15 protein-coding genes are annotated in these 18,683 nt (G+C 59.8%); 3 read left to right on the top strand and 12 right to left on the bottom strand.

Annotated elements, in window-relative coordinates; translation table 11 throughout:
* Positions 1 to 299: 299 nt before the first annotated feature.
* The 7 genes from ygiD to ACWGXE_RS13500 form a co-directional block, all read right to left on the bottom strand.
* Positions 300 to 1,094 (bottom strand): 4,5-DOPA-extradiol-dioxygenase, encoded by a 795-nt coding sequence (gene ygiD / locus ACWGXE_RS13530; protein WP_447598308.1) that lies wholly within the window; start codon positions 1,092 to 1,094, stop codon positions 300 to 302.
* Positions 1,095 to 1,112: 18 nt separating this feature from the next.
* Positions 1,113 to 1,679, bottom strand: coding sequence for an NADPH-dependent FMN reductase (locus ACWGXE_RS13525; RefSeq protein WP_447598307.1), 567 nt, complete (start codon positions 1,677 to 1,679; stop codon positions 1,113 to 1,115).
* Between the two features lie 174 nt (positions 1,680 to 1,853).
* On the bottom strand, positions 1,854 to 2,150 hold the full coding sequence (locus ACWGXE_RS13520) for a c-type cytochrome (protein ID WP_447598306.1): 297 nt from the start codon (positions 2,148 to 2,150) through the stop codon (positions 1,854 to 1,856).
* A gap of 132 nt (positions 2,151 to 2,282) precedes the next feature.
* Positions 2,283 to 2,483 carry a hypothetical protein gene (locus ACWGXE_RS13515; RefSeq protein WP_447598304.1) on the bottom strand — a complete coding sequence of 67 codons (201 nt, stop codon included), beginning with the start codon at positions 2,481 to 2,483 and terminating at the stop codon, positions 2,283 to 2,285.
* Positions 2,484 to 2,491: 8 nt separating this feature from the next.
* Complete coding sequence (locus tag ACWGXE_RS13510) at positions 2,492 to 5,407, bottom strand: cbb3-type cytochrome c oxidase subunit I (RefSeq protein ID WP_447598303.1); 2,916 nt, start codon at positions 5,405 to 5,407, stop codon at positions 2,492 to 2,494.
* A 173-nt stretch (positions 5,408 to 5,580) separates the two neighbouring features.
* Entirely contained in the window at positions 5,581 to 5,961 is a 381-nt protein-coding gene (locus ACWGXE_RS13505; RefSeq protein ID WP_447598302.1) for a response regulator, read from the bottom strand.
* Between the two features lie 184 nt (positions 5,962 to 6,145).
* Positions 6,146 to 7,189 (bottom strand): hypothetical protein, encoded by a 1,044-nt coding sequence (locus ACWGXE_RS13500; RefSeq protein ID WP_447598300.1) that lies wholly within the window; start codon positions 7,187 to 7,189, stop codon positions 6,146 to 6,148.
* Positions 7,190 to 7,378: 189 nt separating this feature from the next.
* Here ACWGXE_RS13500 and ACWGXE_RS13495 point away from each other — a divergent pair, with 189 nt between their 5' ends.
* Both ACWGXE_RS13495 and sucB read left to right on the top strand, forming a co-directional pair.
* On the top strand, positions 7,379 to 10,156 hold the full coding sequence (locus ACWGXE_RS13495; RefSeq protein WP_447598299.1) for a 2-oxoglutarate dehydrogenase E1 component: 2,778 nt from the start codon (positions 7,379 to 7,381) through the stop codon (positions 10,154 to 10,156).
* Positions 10,146 to 11,315 carry a dihydrolipoyllysine-residue succinyltransferase gene (gene sucB / locus ACWGXE_RS13490; protein ID WP_447598297.1) on the top strand — a complete coding sequence of 390 codons (1,170 nt, stop codon included), beginning with the start codon at positions 10,146 to 10,148 and terminating at the stop codon, positions 11,313 to 11,315. Before ACWGXE_RS13495 ends, sucB begins: the two co-directional genes overlap by 11 nt.
* Positions 11,316 to 11,329: 14 nt before the next feature.
* On the opposite strand, the gene ACWGXE_RS13485 is transcribed toward sucB, so the two are convergent.
* From ACWGXE_RS13485 to ACWGXE_RS13470, 4 genes are all read right to left on the bottom strand, one after another.
* Complete coding sequence (locus ACWGXE_RS13485; RefSeq protein ID WP_447598295.1) at positions 11,330 to 11,692, bottom strand: hypothetical protein; 363 nt, start codon at positions 11,690 to 11,692, stop codon at positions 11,330 to 11,332.
* A 276-nt stretch (positions 11,693 to 11,968) separates the two neighbouring features.
* Positions 11,969 to 12,889 carry a hypothetical protein gene (locus ACWGXE_RS13480; protein WP_447598294.1) on the bottom strand — a complete coding sequence of 307 codons (921 nt, stop codon included), beginning with the start codon at positions 12,887 to 12,889 and terminating at the stop codon, positions 11,969 to 11,971.
* Between the two features lie 195 nt (positions 12,890 to 13,084).
* On the bottom strand, positions 13,085 to 13,981 hold the full coding sequence (locus ACWGXE_RS13475) for a universal stress protein (RefSeq protein WP_447598293.1): 897 nt from the start codon (positions 13,979 to 13,981) through the stop codon (positions 13,085 to 13,087).
* A gap of 25 nt (positions 13,982 to 14,006) precedes the next feature.
* Entirely contained in the window at positions 14,007 to 16,337 is a 2,331-nt protein-coding gene (locus ACWGXE_RS13470) for a glycoside hydrolase family 65 protein (RefSeq protein WP_447598292.1), read from the bottom strand.
* 154 nt (positions 16,338 to 16,491) lie between these two features.
* Between ACWGXE_RS13470 and ACWGXE_RS13465 the strand changes: the two genes are divergently transcribed.
* Positions 16,492 to 17,271 (top strand): HAD family hydrolase, encoded by a 780-nt coding sequence (locus ACWGXE_RS13465; protein ID WP_447598291.1) that lies wholly within the window; start codon positions 16,492 to 16,494, stop codon positions 17,269 to 17,271.
* A 31-nt stretch (positions 17,272 to 17,302) separates the two neighbouring features.
* Here ACWGXE_RS13465 and ACWGXE_RS13460 read toward each other — a convergent pair whose 3' ends face one another.
* Entirely contained in the window at positions 17,303 to 18,679 is a 1,377-nt protein-coding gene (locus ACWGXE_RS13460; protein WP_447598290.1) for a DUF2254 domain-containing protein, read from the bottom strand.
* Positions 18,680 to 18,683: the final 4 nt, after the last annotated feature.

Below are 18,683 nucleotides of genomic sequence, written 5' to 3'. Positions count from 1 at the left end.
GCCTCCGTCCTGCCGTGATGCCTTCCGTTTAGATCTCCGTCACTTCCCCGCCGTGGTTCCTCACTCCCGCGCATCGCGCCTGCTTGAGCGAAGAGAATCGAACAGCTGATCGGATAGACCGCCGATCCCCGGTCGATCCGTTCTCCACGCAGCGCCTACCGCACCATCGAGTTACCCACCGTTACCGTCCCGGGCAATGCGTGCATTCCAACTTCGAGTCACGTTTCGGCGCGTACGACGAAGTTGATCAGCGCGGCCTTCTTGAAACAGAGCGAGGCGGCTCTCCACCTGAACCGTGTTTACGTCGCTTCGGCTCGCCCGATACAGACCGACAACATTGAGATTGATCCGCCATCGACGCCTTCGACCGGGAACGTGATGTTATCGCTTTGTTGCCGGGTCGCGATTACATAGAGCAGCGGGAGGTAGTGATCCGGCGTCGGAATAGACAGTAGTGCGGACGGGCCGAGTTCTTCATAATTGATGAGCGATTTGGAATCACCGGCGAGCATCATCCGCTTTGCCTCCAACTCGAACTCGACCGCCCACTCGTAGGGCTCAGGCATGTGCCGACCCCAGGCGTAGCTGTGCAGATTGTGCACCAGGTTTCCGCTGCCGACGATTAGGATGTCCTCGTCGCGCAGCGGCGTAAGCTTGTTGCCGAGCTCGAAATGGAAGGCGGCAGGCTGGATTTCATTGATGCTCAGTTGCACGACGGGAACATCGGCCCTGGGATAGGCATGCACGAGCACCGACCACGTCCCATGATCGAGTCCCCAGGTGTTGTCGAGCGTCACCGGCAGAGGCGCGAGCAGTTCCTGGATCCGGCGGGCAAGCTGGGGATCACCCGAGGCGGGATACTGTACCCGGAACAATTCGGGTGGAAAGCCACCGAAATCGTGAATGGTCCTGGGCGCGTTGCTGACCGTCACGCCCGTTCCCGGCACATACCAGTGCGCCGAGATCGCGAGGATGGCTTTCGGCTTGCGCGTTCGCGACCCGATACGCCGCCAGGCTTCAGTGTAGCCGTTGGCCCGTATGGCGTTCATGGGATTGCCGTGTCCAAAAAAGATTGCGGGCATCAGTTCCGGCATGTGAGTCCGCCTTTACTCTTAAGGCCTCGCCTTCTTCAACATCCTCGCCCAGTCGGCAAGGGCCTTCAGCAATTCTTGGATTTTCTGAGCCGTTTTTTCGTCCTTGAGATTGCCTTCGTCGTCGAACTTATCGTCGGCATTGGCGATCATCACTTCCGGCTGATTCAGCGGCAACATATTGAGAAAGACAAACATCTGGCGCAGGTGATATTGCGCCCGGCCTGTTCCAAGCATTCCAATCGAGGCGCCCATAATGCCGACAGGTTTTCCATGCCACGCACTTTCCCCGTATGGGCGAGAGGCCCAGTCGATCGCATTCTTCAACACGCCCGGAACCGAGTAATTGTATTCCGGGGTCACGATCAGGATGGCGTCCGCCGCTTTCACCGCAGACTTGAACTGCCGCACGGCCGCGGGCGGATCTCTCTCATGATCCTCATTGAAGGGCGGGATGCCGCTCAAATCGAACGTCTCAAGCGCGATGCCGGCGGGAACGAGTTTCACCGCCGCCCGGAGAGCCGATCGGTTGTAAGATTGTTTTCGCAGGCTTCCGGCAAATCCGAGTATGTTCACCGCTTCAGTCATGGTCTCTCCTTCCATCCGTATCAAGAACTGACGGTAAAAGACTCATGAGGGCTTGTGATAAGTTGGTCCATCATGGAGAGTTCCTTTTGCCGTCATGTGGTTTATCATGCCCGACAATTCAGATGTGAAGCACCGCGCTCTCGCGTCTCTCTCGCCGGATGAGGCGTCGCTTCGTCATTTCCGTAAGGTCAGCACATACGCGAGGACATCTTGAATCTCCGTCTCTTTCAGCTGTTTTTTCCAGGCCACCATGGAGGTCTTCGGCACACCGTTCTCGATGATCTTTTGCAACTCATCCGGGGACTTCTTCTTGCTTTCGGGGCTCGAGAAGTTTCCGGCAGGCGGTTTCAGCGCCTTTCCGACCGGTCCGTCGCCTTTGCCTTCCGGTCCGTGACACGAGACGCATTTGGACTGGAAGATGGACTTGCCCTTGGCGGCGTCGCCGCCGGCGGCTGAAACCACTTGCGTCATCGCGGACCATCCCCATGCCATTGACAAGGAAGCCATCACCACTGCGCATCGGTATACCTTTGTCATCGCCACGTCCTCCATATGATGTCGTTGGTTGTTGCGTCAGGTTACTCGGGTTTCATAAACCGTCTTTCAATAGGAACTCCAATAGCGGATCCCGTAATACAGGCCCCAGACAATCAGTGCGAATATGACCAGCTTGAGCCAAGTCGGGATGTGGCCGCTCCGTTCGCGGATTCCCGACGGCTCATAGCGATAGATATCCGGCTCGTCCCCCGTGCCGGCGGTCGGCGCGGCACTGGTGGAGTCGAATGGAGCGGAATGTTTCGCCATAGGATTGCTCAACGCTCCGGATGCGCCCTTCCCGACACAACGTTGTGTCGTAACTCATCATCGGCGATCGGCTTCGTGTCGGCCGCGTGGCCGGACATTGCCGCCCAAATTCTCTCCCGCGCAGTCTCGCGCTCCTGCTCCTCAAGTCCCGCAGCGAGGAGTTCCGCCTCATTGGCCGTGACCCGCAGGGATTGAACATAATGCACCAGATCCCAGACTTCTTCTTCGGTCAGGCTATCGAACGGGGGCATCGGGGTCGCCCCGATTCCGGCAACGATAGTCTGATACAAACGCGGGCCGCCATGACCGAGCTTCACGCCGCCCGGCGCGCCGGCCGGAAGAGAGAGGTGAGCAGGTTTGATCGGAGCACCCCAGTCGTCGACCAGCATGCCGGGCTGGGCGAGCGCGCCATCCGCCTTGCCCTGTTCCCCGTGACAAAGCGCGCAATTGCTTTGAAACAGCGTATCGCCGTTCGTAATCGACGCGGGTGTGACGGGCGGCTCCGGAGGAATGGCAATGGGCCGGCCGGCCGGCTCCTTGGCCCATCGATCGGAAAACGTCTTCAGATATTGGATGACGGCCCACCGTTGCGGAGCAGGAAGTTCATGCATGGCGGGCATCGAGGTGCCCCAGAGACCATGCGTAAGCGTGACGTATAAATCCGCATCCGTGGGCATCGAATCCTTTCCGGCGGTCGAGCGGAATTTGAAGAGGCCAGTGGTGAAATCGCGAGGCTTCGGGTTCAGAAATTGAGCCGACGGGCCTTTGCCGTCCCCCTTGACGCCGTGGCAGCCTGCGCAGCGCCGCGCGTAGACCGAGTGACCAAGCGACAGCATCTCCTCTCGACCTTCCGGAGTTCCGCGGAGCATGGCCGCTCCGGATGTCGTCGATGACAGGGAGCCGGTCCTCCAATCGCCGATTGACGTCCCCAGTCGTTGGAGATAGGCCACGAGCGCTTTCCCTTCTTCCGTCAGTTGCGGCGGGGCGTCGCCCTGTTGTTCTTCAAAGAGCCAGGTGAAGCGCGGCATGATGGAATCGGCGACCACGTCCTGCGGATTCCAGAGATGCGCGATCTGCCAATCATCGCCGTATTTCCTGCCGACCCGCGTGAGATCCGGGCCGATGCGGCGCGTGCTGAACATATGGGGCCGGTCAAAGGCCGATTCACCTATCTGAGATACGGGGCCCCATCGCAGCGTTTCCCCGGTCACCGGACGGATGTATTGCGAATGACATTGCCAGCAGCCGTCTCGGATGTAGATTTGGCGGCCGCGGTGTTCGAGCGGGGAGTAATCCTTCACCCTGATCGGCAGGCCGGTTACCGCGTCGGCGACCGTCGTCGAATGGGTCGAGGCCTGGAGCCATGGAAGGCCCCCGAGAAGGAAAAAGGAGCCGACGAAAAAGATCACGCCGGCTACGATGCCGACCGTCGAGGGATTCTCGATCCAATTCTTCCTTGTCGCAATTGCACTCGGTTGGCTAAGCTTCGGTAGCGGTTCGCGTTCCTCGCTTTCGAACGGCTGCCCTTCGCGGACGGTCTTATAAAAATTGTACGCCATGAACCCGAGCGCCACATCCATGATCGTGCCGACGATCGTGCGGGCGATCCACCACGGCCTCATCTCTCTGACCGAGTCCACGAAGTCCGCGCCGTGGTCCAGCATCGCCCCTTGAATAAAGCCTTGCGCCGTCAGCCCGAGGACCATCGTCGTAAAACCGGTGATGGTCAGCCAGAGATGCCAACTTGCGAGCCGATCGCTCCAAAGCTGCCGGCCGGTCAGCCGGGGCCAGAGATAATACAGCCCTCCCACCACCCACATGATCATGGCGCCGAAGACGGTGAGGTGCGCATGGCCGACGACAAAATCGTTGAAATGGGTCAGCTGCTGAAACCGGTGCAACGTTTCGATGGAGCCTTGAACACTGCCGATCAGATAATAGACGACGCCGATCATCAGGAATTTCGCCGCATAATTGTCGGCTCCGCCTCCGCCGAGCACCGTGCCCCAGCGTCCCAGCATAGTGCCGAAGAAATTCACGATCACTGTGAAGACCGGGATGATCATCCACAGGCTGTGAACGACGGCGACGGTTTGCGTCCAATGCGGAATCGGACTGTAGAGGTAATGATGCGTCCCGGTCAGAGGATAGAAAAGCGCCAGCGTCCAGAAGCCGAGGAGAGACAGCTTGTGACTGTAAAGCGCGTTCTTGGCGCTCAGCGGCAGAAAATAATAAATGGTCGCCAGCCCGGCCGGCGTGATCCAGAGACCGACTAAATTATGCATGTAGAGGCCATGGATCGCCGCACTGTTGATTCCGCTGACGGGGCCGTAGGGGAGCAGGGCCGCGCCCAGGGGCAGATTGAAAACGGTCCAAATGCCGGCGGCGAGCGTGTACCACAAGGACACGTAGAACCGTGATGCGCGGCGTCGAAAAATCGTGCCGATGACTTGAATGGCCACGGCCGCCACCACGAGGAACCGCAGCAGATTGAAGGGCCATTCGTACTCGGCGTACTCCACGCCCACCATGTATCCCATGAGGAGAGTCAGGGAACCGAGCACAAGGAAAGCGTTCCAAATCCACAGCAGCCACCACCCCCACTCGACCTTGTACAGCGGCGTCCCGCATAGCCGCGGCACAAAATAGTAAAGAAGCCCGATGAACGCCGTGGTGAATGAGCCGAACAGCACGCCGCCCAGATGCACCGAGCGCAGCCGGCCGAACGTAAACCAGGAGATGCCGCCCAAAAATTCGGGATTATGGAATTGAATGGAAACCAGAATGCCGACGAAGGGAAAAATGGTGAGCCATACCAGCGCCCACCGCGCCCACGCTCTCACCAGCGCTTTATCGACCAGTTCATCCATGACCGCGCTCGATCCAGCCAGGACGGAGCCTTGTGTTTGAACGCGATCGGACATCGACATATCTTTCCGTCGTGATGCCCGGCAATGACTGCATAGGCCGATGCTGTCCGAAACCTCCGCTTGGAAGGCACCGACGATTGGTATTGCCGAAGGAGTCGAAGCTACTTACTTCCTCGATAGTGGAGCGGTGATGAAGATAGATCAATCACAAAAATGACGCGGCGTGGTCAATGAATCAGGCGCTGCCTCTCTTCTAAAGCGGTGAAAATGGCGGGATACAGCTCCGTAAAGAGTTCCGTCTTTTGGACGAGGGCGCAGGCGCCGGCATCACGCATCAGCGTCTCCGTGTGGGGATGCACCGACAAGCCGATGACCCCAATGTCGGGCAATTCTTGACGGATGGCTCGCGTCGCTTCGCGGCCGTCCATGACAGGCATGTGGAAATCCATCAAAACAATGTGCGGGTGTAAACGGCGGGCCAGTTCCACCGCGCTCAATCCGTTTTTTGCTTCGCCGATGACTTCGAAGTCCTGGCAGGTCTCCACGAGTTCACGGATGGCCTGGCGCATTAAATCATGGTCGTCCACGATCAGAATACGAGCCGGCATTCTCGGTCCCATGTCTCCCATGAATCAAGCGTAGAGCATGAAAAATGCCTAGGCAAGAGGGCATTAAGGCCTAATGCATAGACGTAGGAGCAAATACAGTTGAAGCGGGGGTTTCAACTTGCCGGTTCGACGGAGCTCTGGTGAGACGCGACAAATGAAACCATGGAGATCGGCGAAAGAGTCGTCATTGACTTCTAAGAGACGGAAGGCCGCTCGTGAGAGAACCATCCTGATATACACCGCCCATCGTAACCGGCGCCAAGACTGGTTCGGTCACATCGGAGGCCTCCCGGATCAGCACCTCCAGTTCTTCGTGCATGAGGCGCAACGAGGCTTCCAGGGTTTCCAGCATGGAAGCGCGGGCACGCAGCTCCGTAGCGGCATACCGGCCGCCGGTGCTGAAGAAGAGTTGCCGCCGTTGTTCTTCGTCGTCGGTTCCTTCTTGCCCAAGGCGGCCCTTCTGGCGCCACGCATTTATGACTTCGATGCGGGGAGAGTCGCGGGTCGAGTCGGCAGGTCGGCGGAGATAGCGCCATACGATGGGCGAAAAGATTTCCGGTTCGTCCGGGTCTTCCCATAGTTCGCGCAGCATATTGCGGTCGTGGTGAAGTTCGACTTCGGACTCGACGAACAGAGCGGACAGACCGAGCCAGGAGGAAAGGATGCCGCCGCCCACCGTCGAGGCGTCCGCCCCGGTGCTCGCGCCGCCGGCCAGCCCGATGCCTCCCGTGACGATGGCCGCGACCCCGCCTAACACGATGGAGGCGATCGTGAGCTGCTTGATACGCGTCCCGTCCACTTCGTCGATGCGGTCGGCCAGTTGGTCCGCCCGGTCCCGCTCGCACACCAGTTCCGCGGTGGTGGAGGCAATTTCCAGCAGAGCCAATTGAGTTCGGTCGGTGAGCAATTGCCGGCGCACGAGAATGCCCAGAATGTTGTCAGGATGGGATGCGGTCAACTCGGTGAGGTCATTCAAGAGAGACAGCACGCCGATTGACTCAGCCACACGCAATGATTCCGGGCTGAACCGCGCGAGTACCTGCGGGGAGGGAGCGACCGGCGCAGCCCTTTTCATTAATCCAGTGAAGCGATGCGGCTTCCTGGCGGCCGTCGGGATGCAGTGCTGGCTGTATTCGGTCGCGGTGCCTTGCTGTTCGGATCTGAGCAGTGAAGAACAGCCGGAAATCAAGGCGCATGACACCAACAGCGTGGCAATCAATCGTTTCATATGCCGTGAAAGGGGCAGTCCGGTATAGACCGTGCACGTTGCGTAGGAATATATACCTTAATCGGCGGCCTTGAGAAGGCTAGGCGGCTCCCTAGGCCGGAGCTAAGCGGCAGGTTAAGAGTGTAACGCATGTTTGCTTAGCGCAGTGGATGCGCGTAGAGTGACATTTTTTTGCGCCGTATGGACTACATGAGCCGGAAAACATCCCTTCCCAATCCAGCGAATCGTGCCTTCGTCGAAGAATTGTATGGCGCGTTCGTGCGAGAGCCGTCGTCGGTCTCTTCGACGTGGCGGGACTATTTCGAGACGTTGGAGCGCGAAGGTGACCGCCGGACGATGGAGGGCATTGGCGATAGCGCACGCCCTGGCAACGAGGTCGCTCCCTCGCTCTCTCTGGATGCCGTTGCCGAGTTGCAAGATCGTGTGACTCGACTCGTGCTGGCGTACCGGGCTCGCGGTTACACCGCGGCTCGACTCGATCCCCTTGAGCGGCTCACTCCCATTCATCCGGAGTTGACTCTAGAGTTTTATGGTTTGACGGAGACAGACCTGGACCAACGAGTCTTCGCGCACGGGCTTGCGGAAACAGGGTTTCTCACGTTACGTGAACTCTTGATACGCCTGCGAGCGATCTACTGTAGCTCGATCGGCGTGCAGTTCATGCACATCGACCATCCGGAGCAGCGGGCATGGCTGCGGGACCGGATGGAAAGGATACAGAACCGGAGCCATCTCAAGCGGGACGAGCAGCTCCGCATCCTTGAACGGCTGACCGACGCCGTCATCTTCGAAGAGTTCATTCAGCAGAAATATCCCGGCGCCAAGAGTTTCTCGCTCGAAGGTGCGGAAGGGTTGATCCCATTGCTGGATCTTGCCATTGAGACTGCCGGCGAGCAGGGCCTTGAAGAGATCGTATTGGCGATGGCGCACCGGGGACGGTTGAACGTACTCGCAAATATTGTCGGGAAGCGTCCTCGGGAAATCTTTCATGAATTTGAAGACGTGCTCGATCCTCTCCCGGAGGGGCGCGGTGACGTCAAGTATCATCTTGGCCACAGCGGGGACTGGATGACCGCGTCCGGACGGAGGGTACATTTGTCTCTCTGCTTCAACCCGAGTCACTTGGAATTCGTGAACCCCGTTGCACTGGGGCGTACACGCGCGAAGCAAGATCGGGCGGGCGACAAGTCCCGCGCTCGTGTCACGACGATGCTCATCCACGGAGACGCCTCATTCGCGGGTGAAGGGATCGTGCAGGAAGCGCTGAATATGAGCCGGCTTGAAGGCTACCACACGGGCGGGACGCTGCACATACTCATCAACAATCAGATTGGTTTTACAACGCCGCCGGAGGAAGCACGGTCGTCATCGCGCGCGACCGACGTGGCCAAGATGCTTCAGATTCCGATTTTCCACGTCAACGGAGAGGTCCCCGAAGCGGTGGCCCAAGTGGTGCGGCTCGCCATGGAGTTCCGTCGAACGTTCCGGAGCGATGTTGTTATCGACATGTACTGTTTTCGCCGCCAGGGTCATAATGAAGGAGACGAGCCCGCCTTCACACAACCGCTGATGTATCAAGGGATCGACAAGCGGCGCCCTCTGCGCGAATACTATCTCGATCATCTTCTGAGTCTGGGCGAGATGAGTCGTGATGAGGCGGATCGAATCGCGGGAGACCGCAGGGCCGCGCTTGAGCGGGACCTCTCGGAGGCGCGCAGTCCCGCGTATGTCCAGCTTCGTGAAAAACCGGCAGGGATCTGGACCGGCTACTACGGCGGACCAGGCGGCGATCAAGACGACATCCGAACCGCGGTCGAGCGAGCCAGACTCATGAAATTGATCGAGACGCTCACGCGATTGCCGGAGGGCTTCCACGTCCATTCGAAGTTAGTCCAGTGGCTGGGGCGCCGCCGTGAAATGGCAGGCGGCGGACGTCCTCTTGATTGGGCGACGGCGGAAGCGCTGGCTTTCGCCACGCTCGCAGAAGAAGGGACCCGGATCCGGTTATCGGGGCAAGACACGCCCCGTGGGACGTTCAGCCAGCGACATGCGGTCTTGCACGACACCGAAAACGGACGGATGTATATGCCGCTTCAGCATATCGCGTCCGACCAGGCGCCGGTGGAGATCCACAACAGCCCGCTTTCCGAGGCGGGGGTAGTCGGATTCGAGTATGGATACAGTTTGGATTACCCTGACGGGCTGGTTCTATGGGAGGCGCAATTCGGCGATTTCGTCAATGCCGCGCAGGTGATCATCGATCAGTTCATGGTGAGCGCTGAAGAAAAGTGGCGCCGGCTGAGCGGTCTTGTGCTGCTCTTGCCTCATGGCTTCGAAGGTCAGGGCCCGGAGCATTCGAGCGCCAGGCTCGAGCGTTTTCTGGAGCTTGCCGTCAATGACAACATTCAAGTCGCGAACCCGACGACGCCCGCTCAATACTTTCACCTTCTGCGACGCCAGGCGCTTCGCCGGTGGCGAAAACCTCTCGTGATCATGACCCCCAAAAGTCTGCTTCGTCATCCGCAGGCCGTGTCGCCTCTGGAGGACCTGGAGCACGGCGGGTTCCGGCGCATTCTTGTTGATGCGGCGGCCGGACGGAAGCAGATCAGCCGCGTGTTGCTCTGTAGTGGAAAGCTCTACTATGAGCTTGTGCGGATGAGGGAAGAACTCGATCGTCGCGATGTCGCCATCGTGAGGCTCGAACAACTCTATCCGCTGCACGAGGACGAGCTCCGGGAGGCGCTGGCCGAGTGTTCCCCGAGGACGCCGATGGTGTGGGTTCAAGAGGAACCGGTCAATATGGGAGCATGGCGGTACTTGTTCGCCCGGTTCGGCGAATGCCTGTTCGACCGGTGGCCGTTCTCGGCGGTATGTCGTCCGGCTTCCGCCAGTCCTGCGACAGGATGGGGTTCGCTTCATAGAATAGAGCAGACAAAACTTATGAGGGCGGCGTTCGATGTCCATTGAACTCAAGGTCCCGACGACGATCGGGGAATCGATCACAGAGGTTCAGATTGCCGACTGGCTGAAATCTCCGGGCGAGGCGGTCCAGCAGGATGAACCGGTCGTATCGATCGAGACCGATAAGGTCGCGCTTGATCTGCCCGCGCCCGTGTCAGGCGTCCTCAGTAAGATTCTCAAAAAGAAGGGCGAGACGGCTGAAGTCGGAGAAGTGATCGCGCAGCTGGAAGAGGGGCCGGCCGTGAAAGAGCCGGCCGCCGGGCCGCAATCGCCCGAGAGGCCGGAGGCGGCGCCGAGATCACGGGCCGAAGATCAGCGCACGGTTGAGAAGGCGCTGCCGGCTCCATCGAGCGCAGACATCATCACTGAACTCCGTCGCGGCCAGGATGAGTCTCCGTTCGAATCGAAGCCGGCCCCCATTGTCCCACCGTCGTCGCGCAAGGAAGAAAGCGCGCTAGCCGGGGAGCGAGAAGAAGAATCCGTACCGATGAGCCCGCTGCGTCGCCGCGTGGCCGAGCGATTGGTGCAGGCCCAGCAGACGGCGGCCCTGTTGACCACTTTCAATGAAATCGACATGACGGCGCTGATGGCTCTGAGGGAGACGCACCAAGAGGAGTTTCAGCATCGCTATTCGGTGAAGCTGGGCCTCATGTCCTTCTTCGTCAGGGCGGCGATCGAAGCGCTCAAGTTGATTCCCGAGCTCAATGCCGAGATTCGCGGCCGGGATCTTATTTACCGGCGCTACTACGACATCGGAATCGCCATTGGAAGCGGCCGCGGATTGGTTGTGCCGGTGTTACGGAACGCCCACCGTCTGAGCTTTGCGGAAATCGAACTGGCGATCGGCGATTTCTCCAAACGGGCACAGGCGAAACAGCTTACGGTCGATGAACTTCAAGGAGGCACATTTACGATCACGAACGGCGGGATTTATGGCTCGCTCCTCTCCACTCCGATCGTCAATCCGCCGCAGAGCGGCATCCTCGGGCTTCATGCGATTCAAGATCGGCCGGTTGCGCGAGACGGGCAGGTCGTGATCCGTTCCATGATGTACGTCGCCCTCACCTATGACCATCGCATCGTGGATGGTCGGGAGGCGGTGAGCTTTCTCAAGCAGGTCAAGGTCTGTATCGAGGAGCCCGCCCGGATGCTTCTCGGAATCTGATCGGGGGGTGTGATTTATTGCACCATTCCGTGAGGAACTTTTTTCTGTAGCTCCCTCGCCTTAGCCTCGGACTGATCGGCAGCCTCCAGCAGATCTTTTGCGAGGTCTCGCTTGGCCTGAACCATTTCCATGTCCGGATTGTCTTTTTGCGCGAGAACATCCGCTTCGATCATCCGGCGGCGGGCCATCTCCCGCAGCTCGGCTGCATGTTGCCGGTATTGTCTTGTGGCGGAGGCAAAGTCTTGCTGGCTTGATTCGGCGGTTGGTGTGGAGGCCGGGGCCGGGCCTTGTGAATCGTCCGATGACATGGTGGAGCAGGCGGTGATCCCGAAAAGAGCCAAAAATGCGCCGGCAACTCGAATCGTAGACGGTAACATGGGCTCTCCTCCTGTCATGGCGGCGTAGCAGGATGTTGAAAAAGTTCTCCAGCTTTGTTCTCAGAAGACACTGGGCGCTCATCGACTCGCGCCCGTGAATATCCTGCGGCGGCATTGACGCTCATTCGGCACCTTTATCTATCCTGGACTTCCCGGTGGTGCACAAATTGTTTTTCAACAACCTGGTAGTCGCCGGTGGAGCGGGCACACCTGGACACACCTGGTGCGCCCGCTGCTTGAATGCTGCCTGATCTCATACCTCGTGCGAAGGTTGAATCACTCCGCCTTCTTGAGGTCGATGACAGTCCCTTTTTCGTCTAATTCCACGGTGATCATGGAGCCTTCCGGGATCGGTTTCGTCTTCACTTCCATCCGCTCGAGGGGAAACACTTTCTCGCCTTCCGGGGTCCAGAGTTTGATTTGATTCTTAGTCGCTCCGGTGTAGATCAACTTGCCCGTAATCAGGCGGTGCGCACCCGGCATGTTCTTGTGCTTGCCGTGGTGATCGATGACGAGATTCTCTTCGTTGAGCCACAGCGTGACCTCGTCGCCGACCGCGGCATCGGATGGCGCGGTCTTGGCGTTGATGTTGTATTGTCCGACCGGAGTCTTCACGAAGACGGAACCGGACTGAATTTTCGTCACGACTCCATGCAAGGTCAGATGATTGCCGGACTTGGTGTGCGGATGCTCGTCAAATTCCATTTCCACCGTCATGCGATGAATGTCGATGACCTTGCCTTGTTCGTTCAGTTCGATTGCAATCGGCATCCCTTCATCGATGCCGGAGAGTTGCGACCGGCCCGTTTGCACATCGAAATTCTTTTCGCCTTCCGGGGTCCACAGCTTGATCTCTCTCCGGTCCGTTGACACATAGGCCAGCTTGCCCGAGACAAAGCGGTGGGAGTGGGACGGGTCTCCTTTGCGATGGACGTCGATCACCGCGTTGTTTTCGTTGACCTGCATCTCCACTTCCTCGCCGACTTCGAGATTTTTGGGGGCGGTGGAGGAGGAGATCCGCATCTGACCCCACGGCGTCTTCACCGTGATCAGATCCGCCTGCACCTTGGAGACCACTCCGGTGACCTTCATATGGGTCCCGTGATGAGAGTGCGCTCCTCCGCCTTTGTCGGCATACGCAGACGTGGAGAACAGGAACAGGCTCACTGCAATGGAACTGATGATTCTAGCGCGCATCGGCATTTTCCTCCTGGTAATCAGTTGACATGCTCCCCGCCATGAAAAGCGAGATTTTCCCCGGCCCCCTATGTGGTTATACAGTTTTTCTTCGTGTGACATCAATGAGCGTCATCGGATTCATCCAGAAGCCGCTTCCATCCTGACGTGCGGCCGCCGCGCGCGCCTGCTCGAGAGCCCGGGATCAGGACGCGCTCACCGGTCTTCATCCACCGTGACCGGATGGATTGCGACCGGGCAGGGCGCCTGCTCGACGACTGTCCTTATGGTGAGGGCGCGGTTTCGTTCGAGATGTCCCCGCCATGCCATGATGATAAGATCAATGTCTTGCTCCGCCGCGAAGCGCACAATCGCCCGTCCGATCTCCTCGGTACAGAGCACGGTCCGCAGTTTGAGATCGCATGGCGGCTTTGCCATTGCCCGGACACGATCGAGAAACTCGGCGCCCCATGCGGGCCACTCATGTTGCGGCTGGTCCATGTAGCGTGGCGCGGTCAGGACGCCGCGGTCCTCGGCCGGCTCGGCGGCGGCCGTCGAGATATGGAGGATCGTCATCTCGGCCCTGGTGTGGTGGCACAAGTCACTGACCGGACCGATCGGGATGGCGCTGGTGGGCGTGCCGTCATGCGGGGCCAAGAGCCGCCGGAGCGACCAGGGACGTTGACCGCGGCCCCGCGGCACGAACACAATGGGGCAGGGCGTATGCAACAGAATCTGTTCGGCAATGTCGCTGAATGCGCCTTGCTGAAGCTCTGTCTTGCCATGGGAGCACATGACGATCAGATTGCTATGCCACCGTTCCGCTTCCCCGGTGATGGCCGGCGCGGGGGAACCGGTTCGTTGATCGAGCACGGCGCCTGTGACATTGGCTGCCGTCAAATGCAGGGTGTCACGAATCTCTTGAATAGGGACGGCTTGGGGCGACACGTGAACAATATGAACCGTCGCATCCGTCAATGCGGCCAACCCTTGCGCGACCGGCAGCGCGTCGGCTGCCTGCGCCGATCCATCGAGCGGCACCAGAATAACGCCTCCGTGTGGGCGCCAGCCGCCGCCGGAGACTGAGGAGGCGCGATTGAGTCCGTTCTCCACGAATCACCTGTCCAAACATCCGGGGTTAACGCCTCTTGGTTTGCCAATCGCCCCAATCGGATCCGGCGCGATGAGCGACGTACGAATGTTGTGCATCGAGTTCTGCGGCCTTGCCGCCCTCGAGCGCAATAGTCATCGGGTCGCCCGTTCGGAGGGTAACGACCACCTGCGCCGGTTCACGGGTCAAGTCAACGGCGACCGTGCGACCTCTCCATTGCAGGGAAAACGAAAATTCATTCCATGCTTGAGGAAGATGGGGATCGAGCACGACTCCATCCTCGCGCAGCCTGACGCCCGCCATCCCGAAGACCGCAGCCTGCCAGAGGCCGCCCAAAGCGGCGATGTGCACGCCTCCGGCCGCATTGCCCATATGAGTGGAGAGGTCGATCGAGGCGGCTTCATGAAAGTACCGCATGGCGAGAGCGCGGTCGCCGAGCCGGGCGGCGACCAGCGCATGAAAGGCGGGACTCAAAGAGCTGCCGTGCGCGGTACGCGGTTCGTAATACCGGAAGTTGGCGTCGTGGACCGCACGAGGAAATTGGTCCCAGAGCAATGCACTCAGCGCGACCACATCCGCCTGTTTGACGACCTTGGATTTCTGGGTCCGATCGTGCCCGAGGATGACGTCGATCGGCACGGTCCGCGCGCGGTACGCGTCGAGATCGAGGTCCTCCAAATCAAAATAGCCGGCAAATTGCTCGAAGAGATTCGTGCGGGGGTTGAATCCGGTGATCATCACGCCGGCGACCCGGCGCCAGACGGCCGGTTCTTCGGGCATGATCCGTAGCCGCTCGGCGATGGCATCCCATGCTTCCGGCCGATGGGCGCGGATCCATTCGGCCGCGTCGGCCGCCCGCTCCAGGTTCCATTGCGCCATCACATTCGTGTAGGCATTGTCGTCCACGCTCTCATGGTATTCATCCGGTCCGATGACCATTCGGATGTGATAGTGCCGATCTGCTTCGAGCCGGCCGCGAGTTGCCCAAAATCTGGCCGTCTCAATGAGGATGTCGATACCAGCCGAAAGGAAGAAGGACTCATCGGCCGTGACCTGCCAATATTGCCAGACCGCGTAAGCGATATCGGCGCTGATATGGTGTTCCTGGATTCCGGTGAGGACTTGGACAATTCGGCCGTCCGGCGCGACCACCGACGCGGGCGTCACATCCTCGCCGGTGTCGGCGGACTCCCAGGCATAGAGCGCTCCTTCGTACCCCAGGCTTCGCGCTCTTGCACGAGCAGCCGGCAACGTATGGAAACGGTACATCAACAGGGCACGCGCAGCCGGCGGATCGGTGAAGAGGTAAAACGGAACCAGATAGATTTCCGTATCCCAGAACACGTGGCCTTTGTAGACCTTGCCGGTCAGGGCCCGGGCGCCGATGGACGTACGCTCATCATGCGGATTCACCGCGCCGTTGAGATGATAGACGGCGAACCGAAGCGCGCGCTGCGCTTCATCGTCGCCCACAATCCGCAGGCCGGCGGCGCGCCAGCGATCTTCCCACGCCTGCGCATGGTGACGGACATGCACATCCGGTCCTGCATCGAGAACCGTGTTCAGATGCCGCCGAGCCGCAGAGGCCGGATCCCCTGTCTCCCGCGATGAATAGACGACGACCGAGCGATTGAATCGGACCGTCTCGCCCAGGCTGGCCGGCCACGTCCAGCGTTGGAGGATGCTCTTGCCTCGAATGCCGCTGGTTTGCTCACTTGCCGGGCCGGACTCGATCTCGCCACGATGAGCCATCGCGATGGTCGTCCCTCTCGTCGTCATGCCCACCAAAAGAGCCGCGTCGTCGTGAGTCTGCGGTGTCCACTGCGTCTTGGCCCCCGGCGCTTCCAGCGACGATTCAATGGACACGGTTCCAGCATAGTTTTCGGGGGTCACCGTGACGGATTGAAAGAAGAAATGACGATCATACAGCGAGACGGTGCGCGCAAACGTGACGGCGGTCACCCGGCCTGCCGGATCCTCATGCCGCCAGAGCCGGAACAGCGCGCCATGCTGAAGATCGAAGATGCGTCGATGCTCGAGGATGGTTCCCTTGTCGAGCGACAGCGCGGCGCCCTCGACCAAAATACGCAGATGGGTCCAGTCCGGCAGTCGCGCGAGTTCGAGCGAGGCCGGTGATTCTTCACCGGCCTCAAATACGCCGGCAAGGAATGTAGCCGGGCGGGACAGACTGTTACGTTCGGCGAGCGAGCCCCGCGTCCCGACATAGCCGTTCGCCACCGTGAAGATCGACTCGATCTCATGTTCCCGCGCCAGCTGGAATCCTTTCTCGATGAGAATCCAACCGGGATCAATGACGAGAGGAGGATCGATTCCAAAAAAGCGCGCGGCCGGTTTCACGGCTGCGTCATCCTGCGTAGATAGGTGCAGGAGCGATTTGGCGCGACTGCCCAACATAGAGCGAACCCTTCACATGACCGACGTCCAGAATGTAGCATACAGAGATGCTGTTTCCATTCCAACTGTGAATGTGTCGTTCTGAAAGGAGGAACGAATGTCGCCTTCACGCCTCTCTGAGCAGGACCGACCCGGCTCTCGATCCATAGATCTGGCTAAGTTTGACGCGGTCCTGTTCGACCTCGACGGCGTCCTCACGAAAACCGCCGCGGTGCATGCCGCGGCCTGGAAACGACTCTTCGACGACTATCTGCAAGCGAGAGCGTCCCGCGACCATACGTCCTTTCGGCCTTTTGATATCAAGCTGGACTATCAACGATACGTGGACGGCAAGCTTCGCTACGACGGGGTCAAAAGCGTTCTCGACTCGCGCGGCATCGCGCTGCCGTTCGGGTCGCCTCACGACGGCCCCGAGAAGGAAACGGTCCATGGCTTGGGAAATAAGAAGGACACCTATTTCCAGGCTCACCTGAAAGAGCATGGGGTCGAGGTCTACGATGATGCGGTCCGGTTCCTGCGCGCGGTTCGCGCCCATGGCTTGAAGACCGCGGTCGTATCCGCCAGCAAATCCACGGCGGCGGTCGTACAGGCGGTAGGGTTGACCGATTGCTTCGATGCCCGTGTCGACGGCATCGAAAGTCAACGACTTCATTTGGCCGGGAAACCGGCGCCGGATGGTTTTCTCGAAGGAGCCCGGCGCCTGGGGATTGAGCCGGCACGCGCCGTCGTTGTCGAAGACGCGATCGCGGGAGTGCAGGCGGGACGCAATGGGAAATTTGGATTGGTGATCGGCGTAGATCGGACCGGGCATGCGGCCGATTTAAAGGAGAACGGCGCCGACGTGGTGACGTCCGACCTGGCGGAACTGTCGGTTTAACCGTTGGCGGCGTTGGCCGTGCCTCACTCGTTCAATCGCTAGGAAAAGTATCCAGCGCGCGGCACACGTCCTCATAAGCTCGCGCAATCCGCTTCCGCCCGGCAGGGTCCATCCCTCCTTGGTCACATCCGGCTTCCGCGAAAAGCATGGCTTCCCGCCGCAGTGCACGGCGGTCTTCCGGGCGTTCCGTGCAGTCCGCGACGGCGCGAAGTGTTGTGAGCATATGAACCAGCACTGATGGGCTCGCTTCTCGGTACTCCCGTAGCGGACGGCAACAGACGTCGAGCATGTCGGCGAAATTCGCCGATTCGAGTTTAAGCCGCGGGGCGCCGTCCATGTCGCGCACGATCGCGTCAGCCGGCATGCGCCGCCCCAGCAGACACAGGGCCGCTCCCATGCGATCGATGCACATGACCGCCGTCAACGAATCGTTTCGATCCGTGGAGGCGGCGCGGAGCGCGATCTGGACAAGCTGATTCGCGGCGTATCTCAGGTCTTCATCGATATTGGGCTGAGGACCCAGGACAATGGTTTGCTGAATGTGCATGAATAAGTCGGAGTTGGACGGAGGCGGCGGCGCGACGGCTCCGAGAGAAGCGCCGGCCATGACGAAGTCGCCGATCTTCCGGTCGATCCGGATGCGACATCCGGCGTTCCGGCAGAATCGAGCCAGACGGGCTGTTTTGACCCGCTGAAGGTATCCGGTGGATTCCGCAATGATTGGGACGCCGCTGAAGTCGAACGCGGACGAGCCTTGGGCATCGTCGTCGCCGGCGAAGGTCCCGCCCGATCGCCGTGGTGTTTTCTCGGGGGTCAGCCGGACGATGGCGCTGTCGAGGTCCTTCGCCGCATAGCCGATGATCGTGGAAGCCTGAAGAAATCGGGAGATGTGATACATCGAATAAATCAAGACGCCCAAGCCGGCCATGGCCAGGATGATCCCGAATGATACGGCCAGATGCGGAACCGGGGCATCATCCGGGTCTTTATGAATCGTCCGCAAGACCATGAGGGCATAGATGAAGGTGGAGATGTAGATGCCGAAGGCGAGCTGGTTCCGCGTGTCGGCCAGGAAATTCCGCAACAGCCGGGAGCCGTACTCCTGCCCGATAAACGTCAGAGCGGTCGTTTGGCTGGAAAACATGACGGTGGAAATCGCCATCATCGCCGCGGCGATCGCGGACAAGAGCCGTCTCGCTCCTTGCAGCCCACCGCCGTAGATCCATTCGAGCCATGCTACTGACCGACCGGCCGCTTGCAGCCGCTCGTCAAGTTGAACGAGGATCGGGGCGATCACGAGCGCCGTTACGGTGAGGAGCGTGGGAAGGAACCAAAAACTGGCGCTCAGCATGCGCCAGACCCGGCTCACGGTCGCAACAAGGTCGTCCCGGTTCACGTCACGGGGCACTGTC

It is taken from the genome of Nitrospira sp. Nam80, from assembly GCF_965152575.1.
This window is presented reverse-complemented; position numbering and strand designations above follow the sequence as displayed.

Excerpts from the sequence above, each read along its gene's own strand:
- ygiD (WP_447598308.1), bottom strand. The coding sequence starts at position 1,094 with ATGCCGGAACTGATGCCCGCAATCTTTTTTGGACACGGCAATCCCATG.
- ACWGXE_RS13525 (WP_447598307.1), bottom strand. The coding sequence starts at position 1,679 with ATGACTGAAGCGGTGAACATACTCGGATTTGCCGGAAGCCTGCGAAAA.
- ACWGXE_RS13520 (WP_447598306.1), bottom strand. The coding sequence starts at position 2,150 with ATGACGCAAGTGGTTTCAGCCGCCGGCGGCGACGCCGCCAAGGGCAAG.
- ACWGXE_RS13515 (WP_447598304.1), bottom strand. The coding sequence starts at position 2,483 with ATGGCGAAACATTCCGCTCCATTCGACTCCACCAGTGCCGCGCCGACC.
- ACWGXE_RS13510 (WP_447598303.1), bottom strand. The coding sequence starts at position 5,407 with ATGTCCGATCGCGTTCAAACACAAGGCTCCGTCCTGGCTGGATCGAGC.
- ACWGXE_RS13505 (WP_447598302.1), bottom strand. The coding sequence starts at position 5,961 with ATGCCGGCTCGTATTCTGATCGTGGACGACCATGATTTAATGCGCCAG.
- ACWGXE_RS13500 (WP_447598300.1), bottom strand. The coding sequence starts at position 7,189 with ATGAAACGATTGATTGCCACGCTGTTGGTGTCATGCGCCTTGATTTCC.
- ACWGXE_RS13495 (WP_447598299.1), top strand. The coding sequence starts at position 7,379 with ATGAGCCGGAAAACATCCCTTCCCAATCCAGCGAATCGTGCCTTCGTC.
- sucB (WP_447598297.1), top strand. The coding sequence starts at position 10,146 with ATGTCCATTGAACTCAAGGTCCCGACGACGATCGGGGAATCGATCACA.
- ACWGXE_RS13485 (WP_447598295.1), bottom strand. The coding sequence starts at position 11,692 with ATGTTACCGTCTACGATTCGAGTTGCCGGCGCATTTTTGGCTCTTTTC.
- ACWGXE_RS13480 (WP_447598294.1), bottom strand. The coding sequence starts at position 12,889 with ATGCGCGCTAGAATCATCAGTTCCATTGCAGTGAGCCTGTTCCTGTTC.
- ACWGXE_RS13465 (WP_447598291.1), top strand. The coding sequence starts at position 16,492 with ATGTCGCCTTCACGCCTCTCTGAGCAGGACCGACCCGGCTCTCGATCC.